Here is a 24,151-nt window from a genome sequence, read left to right as displayed (position 1 = left end):
ATCAACGGGAGAACAGAATCATCTGATAAGACAGGCTCAATACCTGTCAATAGATCGATATTGTACGTGAATTCAGCTCATCATGACGATCCCAACCCAATCAAGCCATAAAAAAGACATCCGAGGATGTCTTTTTTAATTCATGCTTAAGATCGATTAAGCAGGAAGTTGACCATGCTCTTTCATCAAAGCAATAAACTGTTCTTCGTTGATCACAGCGACACCGAGTTTTTCTGCCTTATCCAGTTTGGAACCGGCTTTTTCACCAGCAACCACACATTTGGTTTTACTTGAAACGCTACCGCTGACCCGTGCACCTAAGGCCTGGAGTAATTGTGTCGCTTCATCACGTCCCATAGAACTTAAAGTCCCCGTCACCACCCAGCTTTCACCATTCAGTGGCTGACGTATCGGTGCAACTGGAGCATCCCAGTGAATTCCTGCTTCGAGCAAACGCTTGACCACTTCCAGATTATGCGGCGCCTGAAAGAAATCGATAATCCATTCAGCGGTAATCTCCCCGACATCCGGGGTTTTCTTCAAGGCTTCAATATCGGCATTTTGCAGTGCTTCAAAAGTCTGGAAAGTATTGGCCAGCATACGTGCAGTGGTTTCTCCCACGCCACGAATCCCCAAAGCATAAATGAAGGAAGCCAGTGTGGTTTTCTTGCTGTTTTCAATTGCATCAAACAGGTTTTGTACCGATTTTTCACCCATTTTTTCAATGTTTAAAAGCTGTTCACGATGTTCGTGCAAGCAGTAAATATCCGCCACATTTTTGAGCAGGTCGAGATGGAGTAAACATTCCACCCAGCGATCGCCCAGACCTTCAATATCCATGGCCTTACGCGAAACAAAGTGGCGAATGGCTTCAATCCGCTGCGCTGCACAGTACAAACCGCCAGAGCAGCGTGCCAATGCCTCGCCTTCAGGCATCACCACCGGCGAATCACAAACAGGACAATTTTCCGGTAAATGAACCTCTAGTGCCTCATCCGGGCGGAATTCCGGCCAGACTTTTTCCACTTTCGGAATCACGTCCCCGCTACGGTATACGCTGACGGTATCGCCAATTCGGACATCCAAACGGTGGATTTCGCCAATATTATGCAGGGTAACATTGGACACCGTGACCCCACCGACAGCGACAGGGTTTAAACGTGCAACCGGGGTTAAAGTTCCAGTACGCCCCACTTGCCAGTCAATATTTTCTACCGTGGTTAAAGCCGCTACCGCCGGGAATTTATAGGCGGTTGCCCAACGGGGTTCACGGCTCAAAAACCCGAGCTGTCTTTGCTGTTTTAAGTCATCGACCTTGATCACCAGACCATCAATTTCAACACTTAAATCGGCACGTTCTGCATTGATTTTTTCATAGGCTTTTTGTACATCCTGAATCGTGTCACAAATAAAATGACTTTCCCCGATGGTAAAACCAAACTGGGTTAACCATTCCAGACTGGCATACATGGTGGTCTGGCCATGATGAGGTTCGCACTGTGCTATACCATAAGCATAAAAGGCCAGTGGACGTGAGGCTGCAACATTTGGATCGAGCTGGCGCAGACTGCCTGCCGCTGCATTACGCGGGTTGGCAAAGGTCTTTTCACCTTTGGCTTCATTTTCGGCATTCAGCTTTTCAAAACCTGCTTTAGGAATCAGCACTTCACCACGCACTTCAAGCAGTGTCGGTACCTGAGCCTGTGCAGAGCTTAGCACTTTCGGCAGGTTACGGATGGTTTTGACATTATGGGTAATATCTTCACCGGTTTCACCATCACCACGGGTCACCCCCCGAACCAGCACGCCATTTTCATACCACAGGGAAATGGCCAGACCATCGAATTTCAGTTCGACATCGTATTGAATCTTCTGGTTTGGTAAACGCTCTTCGATACGGCGGGCAAAAGCGAACAATTCTTCCTGGTTAAAGACATTACCCAATGACAGCATCGGTACGACATGGGTCACGCTGGCAAATTTAGTAAGCGCTTTGCCACCCACTTTATTGGTCGGAGTATCCGCCTGTATATATTCGGGATATTTTTCTTCTAAAGCCTTGAGCTGATGAAAGAGCTGATCATATTCACTATCTTCAATGCTGGGTTGATCCATTACATAATAGGCATGGTTATGCTTGGCTAAAATTTGAATCAATTGACGCATTTGCGCTTTGATAGTTGAATCTTCGGTCATATCTACACCATAAAAAAGGGCGGTCTATTTCCGCCCTTTATAACTATTTGATCTACTCGCTATTATAGAAATCGAGTCCGTCAGTTTCAAACTAAACTTCTGTGCTTTGACCTGCACGGTAATCAATCGCGAAATGACGCCATTGTTCACGTAATTGTGGGGTAAATTCCTGATTGTTCTGGTCATACACGGTGCCGTCAATTTCACGGGCAATCAGACGCGAAATGCTGTCCATGGTATCGAAAGCATTTTGCACATCGCTGTGTGGCAATGCCAGGAAGAAAGCCAAGCCTTTCACCTGTTCAGTCGACAAAGTTTCCAGATCAAAACCGGCTGCACCTTCGTCAGTAATCTGCAAAACAGAAAACAGTAACTTGCTGCCGTCTTCAGTATAACGATGGAAACAGGCCATTTCACCAAAACGCAGGCCATATTTCAGCAAGACTTTTAAGGTTTTTTCCCCGGAAAGCACCCGACGTTCCGGATAAATATTTAAGGCAATAAATTCAGCTGCAGTCGATAAGGCACTGGCTTCATCCACGCGTTGCTGTTCATGCAAATGCTCATCCAGAATGCTGCTTTCATCTTCAAAGTCTGAAATTTCGGCTTTTTCAATGCTGCTGTTCAGGTTAAATTCATCTGCTTTTTTATCGTCACCCTGTTGAGCCTGCTCTGAGCTGGCTTCAGATTTTACTTCTTCTACAGCGGTAGCATCTGCTTTCAACTCCGCCTGAGCGAGTGCTGCTGCCTGTTCAACCTGAGCGGTTTCAACCTTTTCTGCTTGCGCTTCTGCCTGCTGAGCTGCCGGAAGCTGTTCAGCCGCCGTTTCAGTTAAAGTGGGTTCAACACGTTCGGCTTCTTTTGCACTTTGTAGTTGATCACGCACATGACGAGGAATGACCGGTTGCTGGCTGTCAGAATTGACATGAAGTTCCGAATCTAGTGACGGTGCTGCATCCCCAGGTTTTTTAAACAATAATCTTAAACCGAATAGCATAATGATGATGGCGATAACTATGCCAACAATCGTAGTGACTTCCATACTATGACTCCGCAACTAAACCGTATTCTTTTGCCTGTTCCAAATCGACAGTGACTAATTTTGAGGTGCCCGGTTCTGGCATGGTAACACCTAACAAATCGGTTGCCATCGTCATTGCAACTTTATTATGGGTAATGTAAATGAATTGCACCTGTTCAGAAAGTTCTTTTACCAGATTACAAAACCGTCCCACATTGGCATCGTCCAAAGGTGCATCGACCTCATCCAGTACACAGAACGGTGCCGGATTTAAACGGAAGATGGCAAATACCAATGCCAATGCTGTTAATGCTTTTTCACCACCAGAGAGTAAGGCCAGAGAACTGTTCCGTTTACCCGGTGGACGCGCCATTAGTTTTACACCCGATTGCCAGTCATCTTCAAGGCTTAAACTGGCTTCCCCGCCATTAAATACTTTCGGGAACAGGTCTTGCAGTTCATGATTCACCTGATCAAAGGTGGTCATAAACAATTTGCGGGTTTCCTGATCAATACTTTTCATGGCGCCCTGTAACTGATCGACTGTTTTTTTCAGGTCTTCAATCTGATGACTCAGTTCTTCAAAGCGACTGGAGACTTCCTCATATTCCTCAGAAGCCGCCAGATTGACCGCACCCAGTTTTTCAAACTGCTGCTGCGCTTTTTCCAGGGTTTGTTGATGGCTGGCAATATCAATACTCAGCCCCGTGAGCATTTCACTATTCATCTCTTTTAACTGTTCAGAATAATGCTGCCAGTCAGACTTGGCTGCTTGCCAGGCCAGTCGCTTTTCTTCCAGTTGAGTACGCAGCTTTTCATCTTGCTGCTGATACTGATGACGCTGTTCGGTCAGGTGCTGCTGTTTTTCTTGAACACTGTTCAGTTCAGCCTGCCATTCATTCCAGGTCTTTTGCAACTTCTCGGTAATGTGTGCCTGCTCACTGAATTGAGATTCCAGTGCTGGTAATTCCAGCTGCACCGGATCAACAAACTTTTTCGCCTGCTCCATTTGCGCAATAATCTGTTGATATTGTGCTTTTGAGAATGAAGCATCTTTTTCCAGCAATTCAATTTGCTGCCGGCTTTGCGTGGCCTGACGACGCAGCAATTCCAGCTCCTGTTGTGCTTGCTGCCAGGTATGCTGGGTATTTTCCAGCTGCTCGGTCAGTTCCTCAACCTGGAATTGTAGGGTTTTATAATTCGGTAAAGCCTGTTCCAGTTTCAGGTTTAAAGCATGCAGATCAATTTCCAGATCATCTTTCTGCATGGCATCCTCTTCCAGCTGCTCATCCAGCTGTTGCAGCTGACTGGCCAATTGCTGTTTCTGAAGCGAAAAAGCCTGAGCCGTACTTTGTACTTTGGCAATGTTGACATCCAGCTGCTGCAATGCTTTTTGCTGTAGCTTTAACTGGTCTTGCTGATCTTGAATGTTTTTTTGCAGCGTTTGAATCTGTTTTACCAGTTCCGGCAACAGCTGTTCCGCCGTTTCAAGCTGTGGCAACTGCTGTGCCAATGCTGTTTCAATTTCTTCCAAACGGATACGGTGACTCAGTGCCCCTTGTCCTGCCTGACTGGCTTCATCGTAAAACAGACCGATCACCCAATCTTGAGCCACCTGATAACCATCTAGTGTCAAGATAGACTGACCAATACCCAATTGAGACTGTAAAGCCAAAGCCTGATGAAGATTGTCTGCAACGGCCACCTGTTGCCAGATGGAATGCTGCGGTGATTCAATCCATTCGGCCAGACATAGCAAACCGGCAAGCTGAATCTGCCCTTTTGCCACCTGAACTTTCAGCTGACGGGCAATACTTTCCGTGAAATCAGCATTCGCATCTAATACTTGTGCAGAGAGCCATTTTGCCAAAAACTTTTCAATCAGATGGGCATGGTCTTTGGCCTGATCTTTGAGCTTCAACACCTGCATCAACTGCACGGCATCATTCTGGACTTTCGTACTGTTCTTGATCAGCAACTGATAGAGATTTTTCTGTTCCGATTGCAACACCTGAATCGCAGACTTTAAGGTCGCAACATCATTTTTCTGCTGCGTATATTGTGCTTGCACTGACTCTAATGTTTGTTTCTGCGTTTGAATGGCTTGTTCTAACTGTTCAATCTGCTGGCTGAGTTGAACTTTGTCATGCTCAAGCTGCGTAATATCATCTAGCTGATCTTGATGCTGAATTTGTGCAGCTTGTTGTTGCAAGGTCTGTTTTTGCTGTTCAATCCGGGCAATATTTTTGGCCAACTGCTCACTTTGCGCCAGCATCTGCAGTTTTTGCTGCTGCTGTTTTTCAACCTGAGCTTTGACCAGTTCAAATTGCTGTTGTACCTGTTGCTGTTGTGCTTTCAAATCGCCCAGACTTTGACTCTGGTCCTGTCCCTGACTTTCGTGCTGCTGTAATTGTTCAGTCTGCTGTTCATGCTGGGCTTGCAAAGTTTCAATTTGCAATTCAATCATTTGCAGCCGTTCTTTGGTCTGTAGTTTTTGCTGTTCCAGCTGACTCAAAGTGGTCGTATTCTGCTGGAACAAGGACTGCTTCTGTTCCAGCGTCATTTTCAGTTCAGCTAGTTTTTTCTCGGCCTGTTGCCATTCATTTTGCAGTGGCGTGGACTGCTGAATCAGACGCTGAAATAATTCACTGGTTGCAGTCAGGTCATGTTCTAGGGTAGTGAGTTCGGAACGCACCAGCTTGAAGGTTTCGCCCAGCTCATTCATCTGCACAGTATATTCTTGCTGTAAGCGGCTGCTTTGTTCACATTGAAATGACAGCACTTCCACTTTTATGGTGCGAATCCGGGTTTCCAGTTCTTTATATTGAATGGCGGTTTCGGATTGACGTTTCAGGGTTTTCAGCTGGGATTTCAGTTCCGCGGCAATATCTTCAAGGCGGGATAAATTTTGCGTGGTGTGATCCAGATGCAATAGGGTTTCACGGCGACGTGCCTGATAACGGGAAACACCGGCAGCTTCCTCAATAAACACCCGCATTTCTTCAGGTTTGGCATCGACCAGACGGTTAATCATGCCCTGTTCAATGATCGCGTAAGAGCGCGGACCCAAACCGGTTCCCAAGAAAATGTCGGTGATGTCACGACGACGGCATTTGGTGCCATTTAAAAAATATTCGGACTTGCCATCACGGTTGACCTGACGACGTACAGCCAATTCGTTATAGGCATTATAAGCGCCACCGAGCTTGCCATAGGTATTGTCAAAACGCAGTTCGACACTAGCGACCCCGACCGGTTTACGTTTCGCAGTTCCGGTAAAAATCACATCCTGCATGCTGCCGCCACGCAGCTGGCGCGCACTGGACTCTCCCATTACCCAGCGGATGGCATCAATCACATTGGATTTACCACACCCGTTGGGTCCCACCACAGCGGTACGATTCGCCTTGAAATGTAAAGTTGTACTATCGGCAAAAGATTTAAAGCCGGAAAGTTTTAAGCTGCTTAAACGCATAATGTCCTGATCAACGTCGTGAACGTCTTGCCCATGCAAGTTCGATTTGTTTCATCCGTGTCAGAGATTCCAACACAAGGTTGCGCAAGTGTCGACAAAAATCATCCATAAATAAAGTAGCTTGTTGTGATTTTCGGATCAAAACTGCATCAGTCACCAGCTTAAACAATTCAAATGATTCCTGCAGTTCGCGATGCGATATATTTAAGGTTAAAAAATAGCTACGGCGCAGTGACGGTAACAGTTCCTGGTAGACTTTCATTAAATAAGGATTGCCGACCATTTCATGCTGGCGAGACAAGCCCTGAAAGATTAGATCATAAAATTTTTCAGTATGACCGTGACGGGTTTCTTCCTGCAATTGTTGCAATAATGCCTGAATGTTTTCAGCTTCATGCGGACGCCAGGTTTCGGCCATGCGTTGCACGATTTGCCCACACAGCAATGCACACATTTCAAACAGGGCACGTACCTGCTGGGCAGACATTTCCGAGACAATCGCCCCACGACGAGGATAAATTTCGATTAATTGGGTACGCTCCAGCAGCAGTAAGGCTTCACGCACCGAACCACGACTGACATCCAGTTCAGAGGAAATGCGCAATTCTTGAATGCGTTCCCCTTCTACCAGTTCACCGCGAATGATTTGCTCACTAATATGCCTGGCAATCTGCTCGGACAAACTGTCCTTTTCTTGTTCTTGCATACTGTTCCTATCTTGTTTTTATAAGATGCAATCAAAAAAATTGGATAAACCCTGTGGATAAATCCTGATTGTTACGTGCTTTTTTACTTGATTTTAATTGCAAAAAATATGACATTGTCAGACAATTTTCAAGTCGATAAAGCCAATATCAGTTTGTGATCAGTAGATCGGATAAAACTGTCTATTTCCGTCAAATATCCTGCTCTAGACTCACTTCAACCTAAGTGATTCATTTAAATTATAAAATAAAACTTATTCTTAGTTCAGCACATCCTTAGAAAAACAGCAGGATAAGTGATCTCAAGGTGCGTATGCAAAAACCATAGCACACCTTTTCATCTCTTTTATATGGTTTTTAAATTAAAAAAAGGCTGAAAAACCTTGATAAATAAAATACGAACCGACAGTTGCCAACAGGCAGGCAAAACATCTTTTCAGCATAGCTGGCGATAGTTTATGCGCCACTTTTGCACCTAATTTAGCCGTCATAAAACTCATGACACTAATACCAATGAAGGCATAGATATGCACATAGCCAATGCTATGCGGTATTTCAGTTTCGGTATTGGAACCAAACCACATAAAGCCTAACGCACCAGCAATGGCAATCGGTAAGCCACCCGCAGCCGAGGTGGCTACCGCTTTCTGGATCACTACGCCATGACGGCTTAAATACGGTACGGTCAAACTACCACCACCAATACCGAATATGGCAGAGGCGATTCCGATTCCGCCGCCAGCCAGAATCTGCATGGCTCTGGAAGGTAAATGATGATTCGGGTCCACCGCTTTGCTTGCACCATTAAACATGGAGTAAGCTACCCAAAGAGCAAAAAAGCCGATCAATAATTGCAAGCCCTGACCCGACATATAGTCCGCAATACCAGCTCCTAAAAACGCCCCTAAAGCCAGTCCCGGGGCTAAATTACGAAATACATCCCACATCACCGCGCCTCTTTTATGGTGCGCTGTGACCGAGCTGATGGAAGTGACAATAATGGTCGCTAAAGATGTACCCACCGCCAGATGCATAATCACCGATGGATCATAATGTAACTGGGTAAATACAATATAAAGAATGGGAACAATAATCAGGCCGCCACCAACACCAAACAGCCCGGCAGCAAAGCCCGCCATTGCACCAATCAATAAATATATGATTAACTCCATTATTCACATTCCACGGTTACTTAGATTTAAATGGATTTAGAGACCCGACAGCTGCAAAAAATCCTCGATGATGCCCATCAGCTTCCTGAAGTTTTGTTACTCAAACCCGTCACCACGTCGACCAATGACGATGTACGTGAAATTGCACTGAAAGGCGTGCACAGTGTTCTGGTTTGCAGTTCCAAACAGACTCAAGGTCGTGGACAGCGTCAACGACAGTGGGTATCGCCTGAAGGCAACATCTATTTAAGCACATTGCTGAATACGCGAACAGCCATTGATGGCCGGCTTGCGCTTGAAATCGCTTTGAATATTTTACAAATGCCGAGTTTGCAAAATTTAGATTTGCAAGTGAAATGGCCGAATGACCTATATAGTCGACAAGGTAAATGGGGTGGCATTCTGGTTGAACCGATTTCCCCTCATCAGGTCATTGTCGGTGTCGGGATTAATCTTGAACCTGTTCTCAAAGCACAGATTGACCAGCATGCCACCTCACTGCGTGAATTGGGATTACAGGATATTTCCCGTATTCAGCTGATTGCTGAACTGTATATGGCAATTCAGCAAGCCAGTGCATGGTTTGATCATGACTGCTATAACCTAGCGGCACGCTTTAATCATTATGCGGCTTTTATAAACCAGGCTGTTGAATTTGAAGACCATTCGGGAGTATGTTCAGGTATTTTCCAAGGCATTCAGGATGATGGTTCGGTCAACATTGACACCCCTGACGGTTTAAAACAGTTTTATCAAGGGCGTTTACGCCGCCTGAGTACCTCTCTTTAGAGAAATGCAATGAAGAATTTATGGCTGGATATCGGCAATACCCGACTCAAATACTGGATTACTGAAAATCATCAGGTAATTGAACATGGTGCAGAACTGCATCTGCAATCCCCTGCCGAACTGCTCCTCGGTTTAATCCAGCATTTTAAAAGTCTGGATCTGCAACAAGTCGGGGTATCTTCGGTTCAGGACAAAAAGAACAATGAACGCATCCAGAAAATTCTCAAGTTTTTAAATATTCCGGTAACTTTTGCCAAAGTACATGCCGAATATGCCGGCTTACGCTGTGCCTATGAAGATACCAGCAAGTTCGGGATTGACCGCTGGCTGCAAATGCTGGCTGTCGTGAACAATCCGGAGCAAAAATATTGTGTGATCAGTTGTGGAACTGCACTGACCATTGACCTCACCGATGGCTTGCAACACTTGGGCGGTTATATCCTGCCGAACCTGTACCTACAGCGTGATTCCCTGATTCAAAATACCAAAGGCATCAAGATTCCCGATGCCATATTTGATGAGCTTAGCCCAGGTCGCAATACCATTGATGCCGTTCATCATGGCATTCTGCTCAGTCTGGTCAGCACCATTGAAAAGGTCCTGGAAAAGTATCCAAGCCAACTGATTTTAACTGGTGGTGATGCACCGCTATTTGCTAAATATTTGACAGCTTATCAGCCTGTTATTGAGCCGGATCTATTGCTGAAAGGGCTGCAAAATTATATTTATTCCTTGGCTGAAGCCTGATTTTGTCGAATCAAATAAGGCTGAATAAGCTGTCAGACTTCAGGCAGCTCGGTACAGCCTTTTATAAAAATGAATGGCTGAATGTGTGCATCCGGCAATTTACCTCATTACTTGCATAAAGATTGCAATAGATTCCCACCAGATTAATGCAGCAGCAAAGGTTTTAAAACATCCCAGACCTGGTTATGCGCAACAATAATACTTTCCGGATCTAAACGAGGTATTTGCAGGTGTATTGCTGTTTGCCAGTTCTGAAAATTCGGTACATTCGGATCGGGCAAGATCAGCAGTCTTGCCTGATGTCCTGCGTGCTGGATTTTTTTTTAAAGTATTTTAGGAAAGAAAAAAAGGCAATAAAAAAGGCGCATTACGCGCCTTCTTGGGATTGATCGTCAAAGCTTAAGCTTATTTCTGATCTTTATTACCAAATAGTGGGCCCATACCGCCGCCACCGAATTGTTTTTGCATATTGCCCAATGAACGCATCATTTTTGCCATACCTGACGGATTGGCAAATTTCTTCATCATTTTCGCCATTTGCGCGTGTTGCTTGATGAGTTTATTCACTTCAGCAACATCCATACCGCAACCTGCTGCAATACGTTTTTTACGGCTTGGGTTCATCAGGTCCGGGTTACGACGCTCTTTAATGGTCATCGACTGGATAATCGCTTCCATTTTTTTCACTTGCTTTTCAGGGTTCGCCTGTGCAATCGCATCCTGAATACCCGAGTTGCTCATGCCTGGAAGTTTATCCAGGAAGCCCATCATACCGCCCATTTTGTTCATTTGCTCAAATTGCATCAGCATATCTTCAAAGTTGAAGCTGCCGCCTTTTTGCAATTTTTTCGCCATTTTTTCGGCTTTTTCTTTGTCGATCTTGCGTTCAACTTCTTCGACCAAAGAAAGTACGTCACCCATACCCAAAATACGTTGTGCGATACGCTCAGGATGGAATGGCTCTAGAGCATCGAGTTTTTCACCCATACCCAGGAATTTAATTGGCTTGCCGGTAATTGCACGAACTGAAAGCGCCGCACCACCGCGTGCATCACCATCAGTTTTGGTCAGGATCACACCTGTTAACGGTAAGGCATCATTAAAGGCTTTGGCTGTATTCGCAGCATCCTGACCAGTCATGGCATCGACCACAAACAGGGTTTCAGTCGGCTTGATGGCAGCATGAAGCTCTTTAATTTCGTCCATCATTTCGTCATCGACGTGTAGACGACCTGCGGTATCGACAATCAGCACATCAGCAAACTGGATTTTTGCCTGTTCAATCGCACGATTAGCAATATCAATTGGTTTTTCATTGGCATTCGATTCAAAAAAGATCGCGCCAACTTCACCTGCAACAGTCTGAAGCTGTTTAATCGCTGCTGGACGATAAACGTCGGCAGAAACCATCGCCACTTTTTTCTTTTGGCGTTCTTGCAAGAAGCGTGCAAGTTTTGCCGCAGTCGTGGTTTTACCCGCACCTTGCAAACCTGCAAGAAGTACAACCACAGGGGGTTTGGCTGCGAGGTCAAGGCTTTCATTGGCCTCACCCATCATTTTGGTCAGTTCGTCATGTACAATTTTGACGAACGCCTGGCCAGGTGATAACTGAGTCATCACTTCTTGGCCCAATGCCTCTTCCTTAACTTTCGCGATGAACTCACGAGTTACAGGTAACGCCACATCGGCTTCAAGAAGTGCCATACGCACTTCACGTAACGTATCTTTAATATTGTCTTCGGTTAGCTGCCCTGAGCCAGTAACATTTCTTAAACTCTGCGTGAGTCGTTCTGTTAAGGTATCAAACATTGCAAATTCCGCTTAAAATAGCCGTGAGCAAAAAATTGTTTCTTAAAATAGAAAATTTATGCATAGAATGCTATAGGATACTGTAGTTCGCATCGAATTTATATAAATGAATATTCATCATCCTGAAAAAGGTTTGACATGATTAGCCTGCCCTTGGTTTACACGATCTTAGCATTAATCGCTTATACCTCATCTTTCTGGTATCTGTTTATCCACTTAATGTCAAAACGTGATCCAAACCATTGGCTTATTGGGCTGGTACTGGGTTTAGGGGTAATGTTGCACGGGGCTGTGCTGTATAGCGATATGCTCACCCCTTTAGGCATCAATTATGATGTTTTTGTGCTGATGTCATTTACCTCCGGTCTGATGCTGCTGCTCAGCCTGCTGTTCAGTACCTTTCGCCCCATTTTGGCACTGAATTTACTGGGTATTCCTGTTGCTGCAATCGGTCTCATTTTAGGTTTTACCTTAAGCAAGACCAATCAGGTGATTGAACAACATTCTCTGGGCCTAGACATTCATATTATTTTGTCTTTATCCGCCTATGCTGTTCTGTTGATGGCCACCATTCAAGCTGTAATTTTGTGGTTTCAGAACCGTGAATTAAAAAATAAAACCAAAAGACTATGGGTCAATTTATTACCTTCATTCCAGGCCATGGAATCCTTGCTGTTTGATTTAATCATTACCGGTTTTATCTTGCTGACTTTAGCGCTTGGTTTTGGTTTCTTTACCATTGAAAATTTCTTTGCCCAGCATTTGGCGCATAAAACGGCGTTTAGTATTATTTCCTGGTTTGTTTATGGCTTCCTGTTGATTGGCCATTATAAATTTGGCTGGCGCGGTCAAAAAGCCATTCGCTTTACTTTGATTGGTTTTATGCTACTGGCGATTGGTTTTATTGGTTCCAAGTTTGTACTGGAAATGATTTTGGGTAAGTAAGACCCTTTTGTTCAGTGTGTCTAATTAAAAATGTGGAACATGATAAATCATTAAAAAGGCCCAACCCTTATGGTTTGGACCTTTTTTTCATACGATATATCATTGATTAAAAATAATAAATTGATATTTTCATATAACTTGTATATGTTAATTTTAGAAAATCTTAATCATCGCTCAAATAAATTATTAATATTTTTCTTCAGAGTACTAGCAATATTAGAATCAAATCCATCTACTAAAAATCTACTCATTAACCCTTCTATTAAAGTATAAATTAGCTCGGATAAATCTTGATGATCCGCTAATAAGCAATTTTTCGATACTAAATCTTTTATCCACTGCTTATGCTTTTTAGAAACGGAAATTATATCTTTTTCATTTTGACCAGACTCAGCTACAGCTCTCACGAATAAGCACCCTTTGAAAGATTCTTGTTGAAACCATTCCATATGCCAATCAAAAATTTTATTAATTGCACAAATACCTTCTGCTGTTCCAATATATTTGAATAAGCTCTCTTTAAATTTTTCATCACGAGCTCTAAGAACCGACTGAACCAACTGATTTTTATTTTTGTAGTAAGTGTACATAGTGGTTTTAGAACAACCAGATTCATCTCGAATTAGATCTACCCCGACGCCAACAAAGCTATTTTGATTAAATAGCCTTTCTGCTGTATCTAAAATTTTTAATGCTGATTTTGACATTTGTCGCACCCCAAAAAATAGTACAGATCTGTACTATTTTTTATTTTATCTATATTATGGTTTGAAAACAATATTTTGAAAGAGGGATATAGACATGTTTTCGATTTTTGAAGGAAAGGAAAAATTAGCTGCATTTCCCAAAAGGCATGAAGTTCTTAGAAGTTTATTTGGAGGAACGATCAGCATCTTTCTTCTACTTTTACTTACTAAATTAACAGGTAATCTCTACATCATGGCTCCTTTTGGTGCTACTTGTGTAATTCTATATGCTGTTTCACAGTCACCATTAGCACAACCTAGAAATGTTATATTTGGTCATTTCATTTCAGCCTTTATCGGCCTATTTTTCCTTAAATTTTTCCCTGATTCTATTTTGACTATAGCTTTATCTGTAGGCTGTGCAATTGCCTTAATGCAAGTTTTTAAATGTGTACATCCCCCAGCTGGAGCTAATCCATTAGTGATACTTTTAACAGCAAATTCTATCCACTATGAATGGAGTTTCTTGGTTTTTCCTGTGTTATTAGGATCTATAGCTTTAGTTTTGGTTGCTACTGTTATAAATAATATACTAATAATAAGTGGCCTCTATATGGCTTAGGTTTAATCAGAACCAAGTAATAAATTGACTGAAGGTTAAATCTATTTAACAGAGTGGCACTTATACGAAATGCAAATGTAAGAAACCATTTAAAGTATGTGTATTCTTACTAATTAAAATGTCTAGTCTATGATATACATCAACATCATGGATTGAATATGCATTTGAGATGCTGATCACTATGTCTAACAAAGAGATTTAAATCCTGTTTTTGACTCTTGCAGTTTAAAACAGGACATTTCTACTTAGGAATAACAATACGAAATATAAGAGTTAAGACCTATCTCACACTACAATATTTCAAAGCCTTTTACCTAGACAACCTAGATAAAAAAACGTATAACACCGTTTTTCAAATTTAACGGGCAAACCTCACTGTGAAACTCATCCTTGCACCCATGGAAGGCTTAACAGACCCCATTATGCGTGATGTACTCACGTCTGTGGGCAGCTTTGACTGGTGTGTAACCGAGTTCATTCGTGTCACCGATTCAGTGCTTCCCGATCATGTCTATCATAATTACTGCCCGGAACTCCTCAATGAAGGTAAAACCGCTGCGGGTACACCTGTGCATGTACAATTTTTGGGAAATAATCCTGAAATGCTGGCAGCCAATGCCTTTCGTGCCGTGGAACTCGGGGCTCCTGCGATTGATATGAATTTCGGTTGCCCTGCAAAAACGGTTAATCGTCACCGTGGCGGTTCAGTGCTGCTGGATGAACCCGAAGTGGTACATCTGCTTGTAAAGGCTGTACGTGATGCCGTACCTAAACATATTCCGGTTTCTGCCAAAATGCGCTTAGGATATATGGACAGAAAATTTACCCTGGAAAATGCTCATGCCATTGAGGATGCTGGTGCTGCCTGGGTCACAGTGCATGCACGTACCAAGGCGGAAGGCTATACCCCTCCTGCATTTTGGGATCAGTTGCAACCGATTCGTGAAGCCTTAAACATCAATGTCATTGCCAATGGTGAAATTTGGACCAATGCAGATGCCAAACAATGCCAACTTGAATCTGGCTGTGAAGATTTGATGATTGGCCGAGCTGCTGTAACCACACCGGATATCACCCAATGTATCCGTCAGAATACTGACGAAGCATTGATCACCTGGAATGAATTATTGGCTTTGCAAATTCGTTTCCTGAATGGTCCCTATAAAAAAGAAGTGAATATGGTGGGACGCTATAAACAGTGGCTCGGCATGATGTCCAAACATTATCCAGAAGCCAAAATGCTGTGGGATGAAGTAAAACGCATCAAGCAACTGAATGAAATTATTGAAAAGTTGAATCTGCTACAGCATTAAAAATAAAAGCCTTTGCATATGCAAAGGCTTTTTAATTTAGCTGCTTTCTTTCCGCTGTTTTAAATTTTCCACATGTAGGCGATTGGTTTTCCAGGACTTCTCTAAAACTTCTTTTTCAATCCGCAATTGAATCCGTTTTAGTTTCATGGCGGGTATCACTTCCTCCTGAAAACCTTTGACATAATCCACCCATGCAGCACCACGAAATACATTACTTGGCATGGCTGTTTTAAATTCACTTTCCGGCATAAACACAATCACTGAATGCAGGTACTCTGGCTCAACAATATCAGACAATACATTTTGCAGTACTTTCATGTGCTTATAATTCTGATGCAATGGATTTTGAAATTTATAGCTTTTCTTATAAATCTTCTGTGTCCACATTTTTTGACGTTCACCACCAAAAATCCAGCCTTTATAATTTTTGGTTTCAATCACGAAAATCCCAAAGGGACTTAACAAAATATGGTCAATTTGCGTCGTTCCTGCCTGTTCATCTGGCAAAGTACAATCATTTAATAAAATATATTGTGGATCTTTCAAATAAAGTTTGACGTGTACAGCTACCGCTAATTCCCCAACTTTTCCTTTCAAAAAAGGTTTAAATATCTTAAAAAGAACAGCGGCAGCAAATAATAAAATGATCCACCACAGCTGTGAAAAAAGTGGTATAAAAATTTGAGAAATGTTCATTCAATGAAGTTCATATTATATTTTTAATAACAATAACATAAACTTATTAAATTAGTGAAGATTCAAGTTTCAATAAAATTTCTTTGTTGTCCAGTCCACCAGCAAAACCGACCAGTTTACCATTGGCCCCCACCACACGATGGCACGGCGCAATAATGGAAATGGGGTTTTTACCATTGGCTGCACCCACGGCACGAACTGCTTTGACATTACCGACTTGCTCGGCAATGTCACGATAACTACGGGTTTCGCCAAACGGAATAGTCAGCAAGGCTTGCCAGACTTTCTTCTGAAATTCAGTGCCTTCAAAATCTAAAGGCAAATCAAACTGCTGTCTTGTTCCTGCGAAATATTCAGTTAACTGTTTTTGAGTTGCCAATAAAATAGGATGATTAACCTGTTCAATCAGTTCGGCTAAACATAACCGTTTAGGATTTTCATTTTCCCAAAGTACTGCCACCAAAGCCGTGTCATTGGCGACCAGTTTTAAAGTACCGACAGGAGCAGCCATTTGCATAAATGAAAGTTTCATTGTCTTCTCCTGTAGTGCAATAAATAAGTGATATAGTGAGGAAGAGTCATTATGATGATGACAGTTTCATCAATACTAATCCAGAAATAATCAGTACCGCAGCGAGCATCCGCATCGCCGATGCAGGCTCACCCAAAATAAACACCCCGACCAGAAAAGAACCCACTGCTCCAATCCCGGTCCAGATGGTATAGGCTGTACCCAGTGGCAAAGTGCGCATGGCATAGGCCAGTAAAGCAAAACTTAATACCATAAAAACCAGGGTAATAATACTCGGTGTGAGACGGGTGAAACCTTCTGAAAGTTTCATGGCATAGGCCCAGACAATTTCAAAAAGACCGGCTAAAACCAGAATTACCCAAGCCATGACGACGATGCTCCATTTGATCAGAGTCAGGTCGTCCTGACGAATTTTCTCAGTGCAACAATCAATCTGATTGCACCAAGGGAGGTCGTTCCTCCTATAACTTATTAGATAATTATATAAATAATTGAGCTAAACAGGTGCTTGTTTTACATTTTTTGACCAATTACTCACCTTAAAAGTGCGAATAAAATACGACTGGCCTAAACCAGTCGGATTTTCTGAATCATCACATCGAACTAAAATTTAAAACGTATCCCGGCACCATATAACCATTCCTGATCAGATGCTGATTCCGCTTGCCAATCCGTCTGTTCATGCCCCTGTTTGTATCCATAGGCCACATCAATAAAAGGCATGACCTTTTTATTGATTTCATAACGGGTTTCCAGTCCTAATTGTGCGCTGCTTAAACCGGTTTTTTGCGCATAACTGGAGTCATCACTCAATACCACATTCAAGTCCAGATAAGGCTTAACAATCAGTTTTTGCGTCAGTAGTACATCGCGTTCGGTTTCCAGACTCAAAGACGTTTGATTATCCTGACCCACATATAAATAAGCATTGGTTTCAAAGAAATACGGTGCCAACCCATGCACACCAATCACGGCATCGACCTGATCCTGATCGACTTTTCGATTCTGGTCATTGCGATAACGTAGACCGGCCTGCACATCCCAAAAATCGGCAACATTGCGACTGTATAACACTTTGGCATCATATTCAGCTTGCTGTGATTCAGCATTATCGGCATGGACTTTGATAAAAATCTTGTTTTCATCTGTGCCGATACGGGTTTCCAGTTCCGACTTTAAAACTCCTTCTCCATCGTTATTGCGTAACCAGCGGCTTTCAAGCGTGGTTTGCTGATACATCTGCCCACCATGTTCTTTTATATGCTCGGCAGATGCAGCATCGTTTGCGTTCGTATTTTCATCCTGTACAGAGGGTGTCTGTTTTGCTTCAACAGGTGTTTGGGCTGTAGTTGACACGACGTGATGCTGTGAATGATCGACCGGTATTTCATTTTGTGGTGACGTCTGCACTTCCGCCATCGACATGGTTTGATGACCTGGTTGTGCAAAACTTGGTCCAGAGAGCAACAGTATCGAGACACTCAATGTGCTCATTGCAAAGAAATTAATGATGCGCATGTGAGTCTCCTTGCTGAACTTGAGCTGGCGTAGCAGGTGAAGCAAGCATTTTATTTCTATCGACATTGGCCACCACCAGTTTACTCATCATCCCGGATGACATGTGATAGATCAGATGGCAATGAATCGCCCATTCTCCCAATTCATCCGCGGTCAGTAATGCCGTTACCGTTTTACCCGGTGGTACAATCAGGGTGTGTTTATTCGGCATATTGGCGCTACTTTGCCCATTTTCCAGCTGCATAAACATGCCATGCAGATGCATCGGATGCGCCATCATGCTGTCATTAATAAATTTCAGCCGGATACGTTCGCCATATTTCACCTGTAACGGTTCAACTTCTGTAAATTTCTTGCCATTGATGGTCCAGATATAGCGCTCCATGTTGCCACCCAAATGTACTTCCAGCTCTCTCTCTGCAGGACGGGTATCAGGCTGTGGAGTGAGTGATTTCAAATCGCTATATTGCAGTGCCTTATGCCCTGTGGGTGTAGATGCATTGGCCCAGCCATAAACCACTTGGGTATTTTCATTTAAGGCTGGTTTCACAGAGGTATGGGCAGAATGATTCATTCCTTGTTGTGGTTCTGAATCAGACTTTGCTTGATATTGTGAATGGTGATTCATATTCATCTTAGTCAAGTTCATATGCGAATGATCCATCGTCGTTGAATCATGTTTCATCGATGAATGATCAATCATTTGATGCTGCATTGAGCTTGCACCACTTGGATCTGCACTGCCTTGATTTTTAATACTTTGATGATCATCCATCTGGGCATGATTCATGTTCGCATGATCACCCGATGCCGAACCATGCCCGATATCGTCCATCGTAAGTAATGCACGTGGACGTGGTTTCGGCACAGTAATGCCCTGCTTTATTGCTGCCTGCTCATTGTGCAATGAACCAATCGCAAACCCGCTGCGGTCAATCGATTCGGCTTCAATCTGATAATGATTGGCCTTGGGTTCAACCATAACATCATAAGTCTCAGCGGTTCCGATGCGAAATTCATCGACAGGTACCGGTTGCACAGGCTGGCCATCGGCACTAACCACCGTCATCTTCAAGTCAGGAATACGCACATCATAAAAAGACATGGCTGAAGCATTGATAAAACGTAAACGGACTTTTTCATTTGGCTTGAACATGCCCGTCCAGTTCTGTTGCGGCGTTTTGCCATTGATCAGGAAGGTATAACCGGTGACATCGGACAAATCGGTTTTCAGCATGCGCATCTGATTCCACATGGAACGGTCTTGCCAGGTACTTTTGAGTCCATCACGCTTAACTTGCTGCAACACGTCGGCCACAGTTTCACGCCGATTTTGATAGTATTCAGCCGACTTTTTCAGGTTCTTCTGAATCTGGTTACTGCTGGACTGATGAAAATCGGACAGCATCACCACATAATCACGATCAGCCTGTTCATGCGCTGCTAGGGGCTTTTTCCCTTTCGGATAAATCACCAGAGCGCCATATAAACCGTCCTGTTCCTGTCCTTTGGAATGCGCGTGATACCAGTAGGTGCCGTTTTGCCGCACCTTGAAACGATAGACAAAATCAGCTTGTGGTTTAATCCCTTGAAACTGGTTAAAACCCGGCACCCCATCCATCAGTCCCGGCAGCAATAAACCATGCCAGTGAATGGAGCTATCCTTGTTTTTCAGATTGTTATGCACATGAATAACGGCATCATCGCCTTCTTCAAATTCCAGAAGGGGTGCTGGAAATTGACCATTTACGGTAATCCGTTTTAAGGACTTTCCGGTGATATTCACACTCTGTTCATCAATATTCAGGTGATATTCTTTGACCGCAGCAAACGTCCACGATGATGACACTAAACACACCCCGATCACGAGGCTTTGACTTAATTGTATAGACATGACTAAACCTATAATTTAAAAATAAAAAGTTTTTTAAATCACGGTAAAGCTTTGGGGGGACGTAAAATCTGCTGCCAGAAACCGCTTAAATGCTGGGCAAAATAAGCAAAATTCAGCTGTGGATGTTCTTGAATGGCTTGCACATGTACCAGAGGGTGTGCTTGAGAATCCAGCCAGAGACTGAGACTCTGACAATGCAACTGTAGGCAATCATTACAACTGAAATGTTGCTGTTGATCGCTCATGCCCTGATGACAATCCTGATCATGTTGCACTTTTAGCTGTTCGACAGGATGCTGCTGTATGTGCGGTTGAGTATTGGCTGAATCATGACAACCTGACATGGCCGCCATAGGCATTTTATCTTCATGCTGAATCGCCAATTCACTCATCATTTGCTGATGCATCGGCTGTTCAAATGCCAAGACAGCATTGCTCCACCCGATGGCAAAAACCATCAGGAACACAAACCAAGCCTGTTTGCGTAATGAAGTGGGCACAGTATTGTCCTTAGCCGATGCACAATAAAAGATAAATCATGTTCTTTTGATTTCAGTCTACCAGCATAACCAAGATATAAGTTATACACAATTTTTAAATTTATGCTAAACAGTGTCAAGTCCGGTTGAATAATGCCAACTTAAACAATAAAGTTATTTTTTAAACAGTATTATTTTTAAGCATAGATGAATAAAGCATCATATTTTTTAATGCCTTAACAAGCTAAAAAAGGACTCATTTGAGTCCTTTTTATACATTTAATGTCTAATTATTAAACTATTGATCTACAATTGTTTATAAACTAATCAAGTTATCCATACAGTTATCTACACAGATATCCATATGGTTATCCATAAAGTTATCCACAACTTAGCGATCATTAATTGTAGATTATTAGAGATTAACTGAGCCTACTTTTGCCAGTTCTGAACGCATTTCATCAATGACAGCTTGATAATCTGGCTTGCCAAAAATAGCCGAACCGGCAACAAACATATCTGCGCCTGCTTCTGCAATTTCGCGAATATTGGCTGGAGTCACCCCACCATCAACTTCTAAACGGATGTCACGGCCAGAGGCATCAATGATCTTGCGTGCCTGACGAAGTTTATCCAAAGTCATGGGAATAAATTTCTGACCGCCAAAGCCCGGGTTAACACTCATCAACAAAATTTGATCAACTTTGTCCAGCACATAGTCCAGGTAATGCAATGGTGTGGCCGGATTAAACACCAGACCAGCTTTGGCACCACCCGATTTAATTAACTGTAAAGAACGGTCAATATGATCCGTCGCTTCCGGGTGAAAAGTAATAATGTCAGCACCCGCTTCCAGGAAATCGCCAATCATACGGTCTACCGGTGACACCATCAGATGTACATCAATCGGTGCCTGAATCCCGTATTTTTTTAATGCCTTACACACACCTGCACCAAAAGTCAGGTTTGGTACGTAATGGTTATCCATGACATCAAAGTGTACGACATCGGCACCTGCTGCAAGCACATTTTCAACTTCTTCACCTAAACGGGCAAAGTCGGCAGATAGAATGGAAGGTGCAATTAAATATGGCTTGGACATGGAGAGAACCTGGCTATGCATTTGAATTGATTTTTCACATTATAACAAATTGCATCTTAGTGCTGTGATTCAATCCTGTTTATTCAGGCATTGATGACAGCAAAAAAAATAAGGAGCTGTTGTGCTCCTTATGTTCTGAGTAAATCTGATGTTCAATCAAATGTTATACATCAAGTTGTACCGCATGAAATTGCAGATGGTCATCCATAAAGGTCTGAATAAAGTAATAACCATGATCATAACCGGCATGTTCACGCAAGGTCAGGGACTGACCTGCTTCGGCACAGGCCTGTTTAAATAATGCTGGATTCAGTTGGCTATAGAACTGGTCCTTAGCCCCCTGATCAATCAGAATCTCCTGAAACAAGGCACCTTTGGACTGAACCAGAGCCGTTGCATCATGCTTTTTCCATTCGGCCTGATCTGCACCTAAATAATTTGAAAATGCCTTTTCACCCCAAGGACATTGGCTCGGCGCGCAAATCGGAGCAAAAGCAGATACCGATTTAAATTTTTCCGGATATTTAAAGGCCAGTGTCAGTGCACCATGTCCTCCCATGGAATGCCCGAAGATGCCTATCGCATCTGCTTGGACTGGAAAGTTTTGCGTCACCACAGCATAAAGTTCATCGGCAATAAAGCTTTCCATTTGATAATGCTCAGCCCACGGTGCCTGATTAGCATTGATATAAAATCCGGCACCCTGACCGATGTCCCAGGAATCCCCTGCTGCAACTTGCTCGCCTCGCGGTGAGGTATCCGGACTGATCAGGATAAATCCCAGCTGTGCTGCTAAACGTTGCGCATGGGCTTTTATTGCAAAAGTTTCTTCAGTACAGGTCAGACCCGCCAGGTAAAATAGGGCGGGACAAGGCTGACCCGTTAAGGCCTGATGGGGCAAGAAAACTCCAAATTTCGCCTGCCCTTTTAAGCTCTTGGAATTAAAGGCATAAATTCGCTGTTCCCCATCAAAGCATCGATTAACTTGCGTTAATTCCATCGTTATTTTCCTTATTGTGCTGCCACACTTAATTGTGGGCTTTCTATTTTCATATCTGTCTGAGTTGTAGCTGGAAATAAGCGTTGCTCGAGTTGCGGCAACATAAATTCCATATTCTTGCCAATCGACCATTGCGGTTCAGAGGCTTCAAATCCTTGTGCTGTTTCCCATTGTGCCACTGTTTTTTTGGTCTGCTCAAAAGCACTTTCTATAGACATCTGCTCGCGCATGGCCTGATCAAAGAAAGCCCGTCCAAAATAAGTATAATCCGCTTCACTCGAACAGCCAAACGATGCCCGATCAGCCGCAGATGCGGTAATAATCAAGGTATTATCATCCTGCAAAGCGGGAACAAAACTCCCCGAATAACAGGCTGAAATTACGATTACCCGCCAACGGATGCCGGATTTATCCAAAGTATCTTTAAGCCATTTAGGATCGACATCATTTAAATCAATCGGGTCATTTTCCATTTCAAACTGATTCGGCAAACCATGTGAAGTCATGTATAAAAATAACACATCACTTTCTTTATTCATTTGCTGCCCGATACGGCGTAAAGCCATTTCCATACTGGTGCGTGAAGCAATCGGCATTTGAGTGCGGGTTTCAGGATTATTAATCAGGGCCATGGAACGGCCAAAAGTCCCAAAACGGGTATCAAACTGTTCTTTAATCCGTTCAACTTCCGACTTAAACACATCCTGATAACCTGCCCCAGCAACGCCTAAAAAGTACCAGTGCGACTGGGCAAACTCCCCATACTGGATCGATTCCAGCGACTTGTTCAAGATCCTGTTTTGCGCATAAAAAGCATCTTCGGCAAATGTCGGCGGGCTTTCTTCAACTTTCCAGATCGGCTGGCTTTTCACCGACATTTGCCACACCACAAGGGTGAACAGTGTCGCAGCGACAATCAGTGCCCGCTCCCACCATGGCCATTTCAGTTCACGGGAAAAGACCCATACCACCGCCAAGCTCTGCCAGACGAACAGCACCATAAAGATAGTCGGCAAATAGTCATACAATATATAAGGCAATACATCAATAAGGCCCAGATACTGGATCAGACTTTGCAATAAGGCGATATGGGTATCCAGTACCAGCCACAACAAGGCAGGTACCAGCATCAACCGTGGATTATTGATCCGCTGGGAAAGAAAAATACCGACGATGAGTGCAATAAAAGGCCATAAAGCATAACTGATCAGGCCTTGCGGGTTAAACTCCCCCATCTCCTCCGCACTGAGCCAACTGAATAAGCTGTTGGCACTGCCGCCTAAAATTCCCCAAAAAATCAGTTGCAGAATCGAGGGACGTACAATTTGCAAAGATCGGCGTGAACCCAGAAAAAGCCACATCCCGGCAGTTTGGTTGCTCTTAAAATCATGCCAAAAATTGATGGAGGGTTTAAAGTCGATCATAAGATTTTCGGGGGGCTTTAGCTCGCG

Annotated in this window: 21 protein-coding genes and 1 pseudogene; 5 read left to right on the top strand and 17 right to left on the bottom strand. The window is 43.3% G+C overall.

Annotated elements, in window-relative coordinates; genetic code table 11:
- Positions 1–156: 156 nt before the first annotated feature.
- From ligA to GTU69_RS13015, 5 genes are all read right to left on the bottom strand, one after another.
- Positions 157–2,196: an NAD-dependent DNA ligase LigA gene (gene ligA / locus GTU69_RS13035; RefSeq protein WP_166171078.1), complete on the bottom strand. Its 2,040-nt coding sequence runs from the start codon at positions 2,194–2,196 to the stop codon at positions 157–159.
- Positions 2,197–2,287: 91 nt separating this feature from the next.
- Complete coding sequence (locus GTU69_RS13030; RefSeq protein ID WP_166171076.1) at positions 2,288–3,238, bottom strand: cell division protein ZipA C-terminal FtsZ-binding domain-containing protein; 951 nt, start codon at positions 3,236–3,238, stop codon at positions 2,288–2,290.
- A 1-nt stretch (position 3,239) separates the two neighbouring features.
- Positions 3,240–6,692, bottom strand: coding sequence for a chromosome segregation protein SMC (gene smc, locus GTU69_RS13025; RefSeq protein WP_166171116.1), 3,453 nt, complete (start codon positions 6,690–6,692; stop codon positions 3,240–3,242).
- Between the two features lie 10 nt (positions 6,693–6,702).
- Positions 6,703–7,398 (bottom strand): GntR family transcriptional regulator, encoded by a 696-nt coding sequence (locus GTU69_RS13020; protein WP_166171074.1) that lies wholly within the window; start codon positions 7,396–7,398, stop codon positions 6,703–6,705.
- A gap of 360 nt (positions 7,399–7,758) precedes the next feature.
- Positions 7,759–8,568: a sulfite exporter TauE/SafE family protein gene (locus GTU69_RS13015; RefSeq protein ID WP_166171072.1), complete on the bottom strand. Its 810-nt coding sequence runs from the start codon at positions 8,566–8,568 to the stop codon at positions 7,759–7,761.
- 30 nt (positions 8,569–8,598) lie between these two features.
- Here GTU69_RS13015 and GTU69_RS13010 point away from each other — a divergent pair, with 30 nt between their 5' ends.
- Together GTU69_RS13010 and GTU69_RS13005 are read left to right on the top strand one after the other, a co-directional pair.
- Positions 8,599–9,357 carry a biotin--[acetyl-CoA-carboxylase] ligase gene (locus tag GTU69_RS13010; protein ID WP_166171070.1) on the top strand — a complete coding sequence of 253 codons (759 nt, stop codon included), beginning with the start codon at positions 8,599–8,601 and terminating at the stop codon, positions 9,355–9,357.
- A gap of 9 nt (positions 9,358–9,366) precedes the next feature.
- Positions 9,367–10,104 (top strand): type III pantothenate kinase, encoded by a 738-nt coding sequence (locus GTU69_RS13005; RefSeq protein WP_166171068.1) that lies wholly within the window; start codon positions 9,367–9,369, stop codon positions 10,102–10,104.
- 143 nt (positions 10,105–10,247) lie between these two features.
- Here the strand turns inward: GTU69_RS13005 and GTU69_RS13000 are convergent, their stop codons facing one another.
- Together GTU69_RS13000 and ffh are read right to left on the bottom strand one after the other, a co-directional pair.
- Positions 10,248–10,385 (bottom strand): hypothetical protein, encoded by a 138-nt coding sequence (locus tag GTU69_RS13000; RefSeq protein ID WP_166171066.1) that lies wholly within the window; start codon positions 10,383–10,385, stop codon positions 10,248–10,250.
- A 124-nt stretch (positions 10,386–10,509) separates the two neighbouring features.
- Positions 10,510–11,913: a signal recognition particle protein gene (gene ffh / locus GTU69_RS12995; RefSeq protein WP_166171064.1), complete on the bottom strand. Its 1,404-nt coding sequence runs from the start codon at positions 11,911–11,913 to the stop codon at positions 10,510–10,512.
- 138 nt (positions 11,914–12,051) lie between these two features.
- On the opposite strand from ffh, the gene ccsA reads away from it, so the two are divergent.
- A complete protein-coding gene (ccsA, locus tag GTU69_RS12990) occupies positions 12,052–12,858 on the top strand; it encodes a cytochrome c biogenesis protein CcsA (RefSeq protein ID WP_086196095.1) in 807 nt (268 codons plus the stop codon).
- Positions 12,859–13,025: 167 nt separating this feature from the next.
- Here the strand turns inward: ccsA and GTU69_RS12985 are convergent, their stop codons facing one another.
- On the bottom strand, positions 13,026–13,565 hold the full coding sequence (locus GTU69_RS12985) for a TetR/AcrR family transcriptional regulator (RefSeq protein WP_166171062.1): 540 nt from the start codon (positions 13,563–13,565) through the stop codon (positions 13,026–13,028).
- 94 nt (positions 13,566–13,659) lie between these two features.
- Here GTU69_RS12985 and GTU69_RS12980 point away from each other — a divergent pair.
- Positions 13,660–14,186 (top strand): annotated as a pseudogene (locus GTU69_RS12980) (HPP family protein).
- A 357-nt stretch (positions 14,187–14,543) separates the two neighbouring features.
- A complete protein-coding gene (locus tag GTU69_RS12975; RefSeq protein ID WP_346764488.1) occupies positions 14,544–15,479 on the top strand; it encodes a tRNA-dihydrouridine synthase in 936 nt (311 codons plus the stop codon).
- Positions 15,480–15,515: 36 nt separating this feature from the next.
- On the opposite strand, the gene GTU69_RS12970 is transcribed toward GTU69_RS12975, so the two are convergent.
- The 9 genes from GTU69_RS12970 to GTU69_RS12930 all read right to left on the bottom strand — a co-directional run bounded on the left by GTU69_RS12970 (position 15,516) and on the right by GTU69_RS12930 (position 24,124).
- A complete protein-coding gene (locus GTU69_RS12970; RefSeq protein ID WP_166171060.1) occupies positions 15,516–16,175 on the bottom strand; it encodes a nuclease-related domain-containing protein in 660 nt (219 codons plus the stop codon).
- A gap of 46 nt (positions 16,176–16,221) precedes the next feature.
- On the bottom strand, positions 16,222–16,707 hold the full coding sequence (locus GTU69_RS12965) for a methylated-DNA--[protein]-cysteine S-methyltransferase (protein ID WP_166171058.1): 486 nt from the start codon (positions 16,705–16,707) through the stop codon (positions 16,222–16,224).
- Positions 16,708–16,756: 49 nt separating this feature from the next.
- Entirely contained in the window at positions 16,757–17,074 is a 318-nt protein-coding gene (gene sugE / locus GTU69_RS12960; RefSeq protein ID WP_166171056.1) for a quaternary ammonium compound efflux SMR transporter SugE, read from the bottom strand.
- A 236-nt stretch (positions 17,075–17,310) separates the two neighbouring features.
- Entirely contained in the window at positions 17,311–18,225 is a 915-nt protein-coding gene (locus GTU69_RS12955; protein WP_166171054.1) for a copper resistance protein B, read from the bottom strand.
- The gene (locus tag GTU69_RS12950; RefSeq protein WP_166171052.1) at positions 18,212–20,119 is read right to left on the bottom strand and encodes a copper resistance system multicopper oxidase; all 1,908 of its coding nucleotides are present in this window, start codon (positions 20,117–20,119) and stop codon (positions 18,212–18,214) included. The genes GTU69_RS12955 and GTU69_RS12950 overlap by 14 nt, the downstream gene beginning before the upstream one ends.
- Positions 20,120–20,157: 38 nt before the next feature.
- Positions 20,158–20,619, bottom strand: a complete 462-nt coding sequence (locus tag GTU69_RS12945; protein WP_166171050.1) for a hypothetical protein — start codon at positions 20,617–20,619, stop codon at positions 20,158–20,160.
- A 394-nt stretch (positions 20,620–21,013) separates the two neighbouring features.
- Complete coding sequence (gene rpe / locus GTU69_RS12940) at positions 21,014–21,700, bottom strand: ribulose-phosphate 3-epimerase (RefSeq protein WP_166171048.1); 687 nt, start codon at positions 21,698–21,700, stop codon at positions 21,014–21,016.
- Between the two features lie 163 nt (positions 21,701–21,863).
- Positions 21,864–22,700: an S-formylglutathione hydrolase gene (fghA, locus tag GTU69_RS12935; protein ID WP_086197688.1), complete on the bottom strand. Its 837-nt coding sequence runs from the start codon at positions 22,698–22,700 to the stop codon at positions 21,864–21,866.
- 11 nt (positions 22,701–22,711) lie between these two features.
- Positions 22,712–24,124 (bottom strand): C13 family peptidase, encoded by a 1,413-nt coding sequence (locus GTU69_RS12930; RefSeq protein WP_086197689.1) that lies wholly within the window; start codon positions 24,122–24,124, stop codon positions 22,712–22,714.
- Positions 24,125–24,151: the final 27 nt, after the last annotated feature.

It is taken from the genome of Acinetobacter sp. SA01, assembly GCF_011319235.1.
In the GTDB taxonomy this organism is placed as follows: domain Bacteria; phylum Pseudomonadota; class Gammaproteobacteria; order Pseudomonadales; family Moraxellaceae; genus Acinetobacter.
This window is presented reverse-complemented; position numbering and strand designations above follow the sequence as displayed.

Coding starts and splice junctions, on each gene's coding strand:
- ligA (WP_166171078.1), bottom strand. CDS start 2,196: ATGACCGAAGATTCAACTATCAAAGCGCAAATGCGTCAATTGATTCAA.
- GTU69_RS13030 (WP_166171076.1), bottom strand. CDS start 3,238: ATGGAAGTCACTACGATTGTTGGCATAGTTATCGCCATCATCATTATG.
- smc (WP_166171116.1), bottom strand. CDS start 6,692: ATGCGTTTAAGCAGCTTAAAACTTTCCGGCTTTAAATCTTTTGCCGAT.
- GTU69_RS13020 (WP_166171074.1), bottom strand. CDS start 7,398: ATGCAAGAACAAGAAAAGGACAGTTTGTCCGAGCAGATTGCCAGGCAT.
- GTU69_RS13015 (WP_166171072.1), bottom strand. CDS start 8,568: ATGGAGTTAATCATATATTTATTGATTGGTGCAATGGCGGGCTTTGCT.
- GTU69_RS13010 (WP_166171070.1), top strand. CDS start 8,599: ATGGATTTAGAGACCCGACAGCTGCAAAAAATCCTCGATGATGCCCAT.
- GTU69_RS13005 (WP_166171068.1), top strand. CDS start 9,367: ATGAAGAATTTATGGCTGGATATCGGCAATACCCGACTCAAATACTGG.
- ffh (WP_166171064.1), bottom strand. CDS start 11,913: ATGTTTGATACCTTAACAGAACGACTCACGCAGAGTTTAAGAAATGTT.
- ccsA (WP_086196095.1), top strand. CDS start 12,052: ATGATTAGCCTGCCCTTGGTTTACACGATCTTAGCATTAATCGCTTAT.
- GTU69_RS12985 (WP_166171062.1), bottom strand. CDS start 13,565: ATGTCAAAATCAGCATTAAAAATTTTAGATACAGCAGAAAGGCTATTT.
- GTU69_RS12970 (WP_166171060.1), bottom strand. CDS start 16,175: ATGAACATTTCTCAAATTTTTATACCACTTTTTTCACAGCTGTGGTGG.
- GTU69_RS12965 (WP_166171058.1), bottom strand. CDS start 16,707: ATGAAACTTTCATTTATGCAAATGGCTGCTCCTGTCGGTACTTTAAAA.
- sugE (WP_166171056.1), bottom strand. CDS start 17,074: ATGGCTTGGGTAATTCTGGTTTTAGCCGGTCTTTTTGAAATTGTCTGG.
- GTU69_RS12955 (WP_166171054.1), bottom strand. CDS start 18,225: ATGCGCATCATTAATTTCTTTGCAATGAGCACATTGAGTGTCTCGATA.
- GTU69_RS12950 (WP_166171052.1), bottom strand. CDS start 20,119: ATGTCTATACAATTAAGTCAAAGCCTCGTGATCGGGGTGTGTTTAGTG.
- rpe (WP_166171048.1), bottom strand. CDS start 21,700: ATGTCCAAGCCATATTTAATTGCACCTTCCATTCTATCTGCCGACTTT.
- fghA (WP_086197688.1), bottom strand. CDS start 22,700: ATGGAATTAACGCAAGTTAATCGATGCTTTGATGGGGAACAGCGAATT.
- GTU69_RS12930 (WP_086197689.1), bottom strand. CDS start 24,124: ATGATCGACTTTAAACCCTCCATCAATTTTTGGCATGATTTTAAGAGC.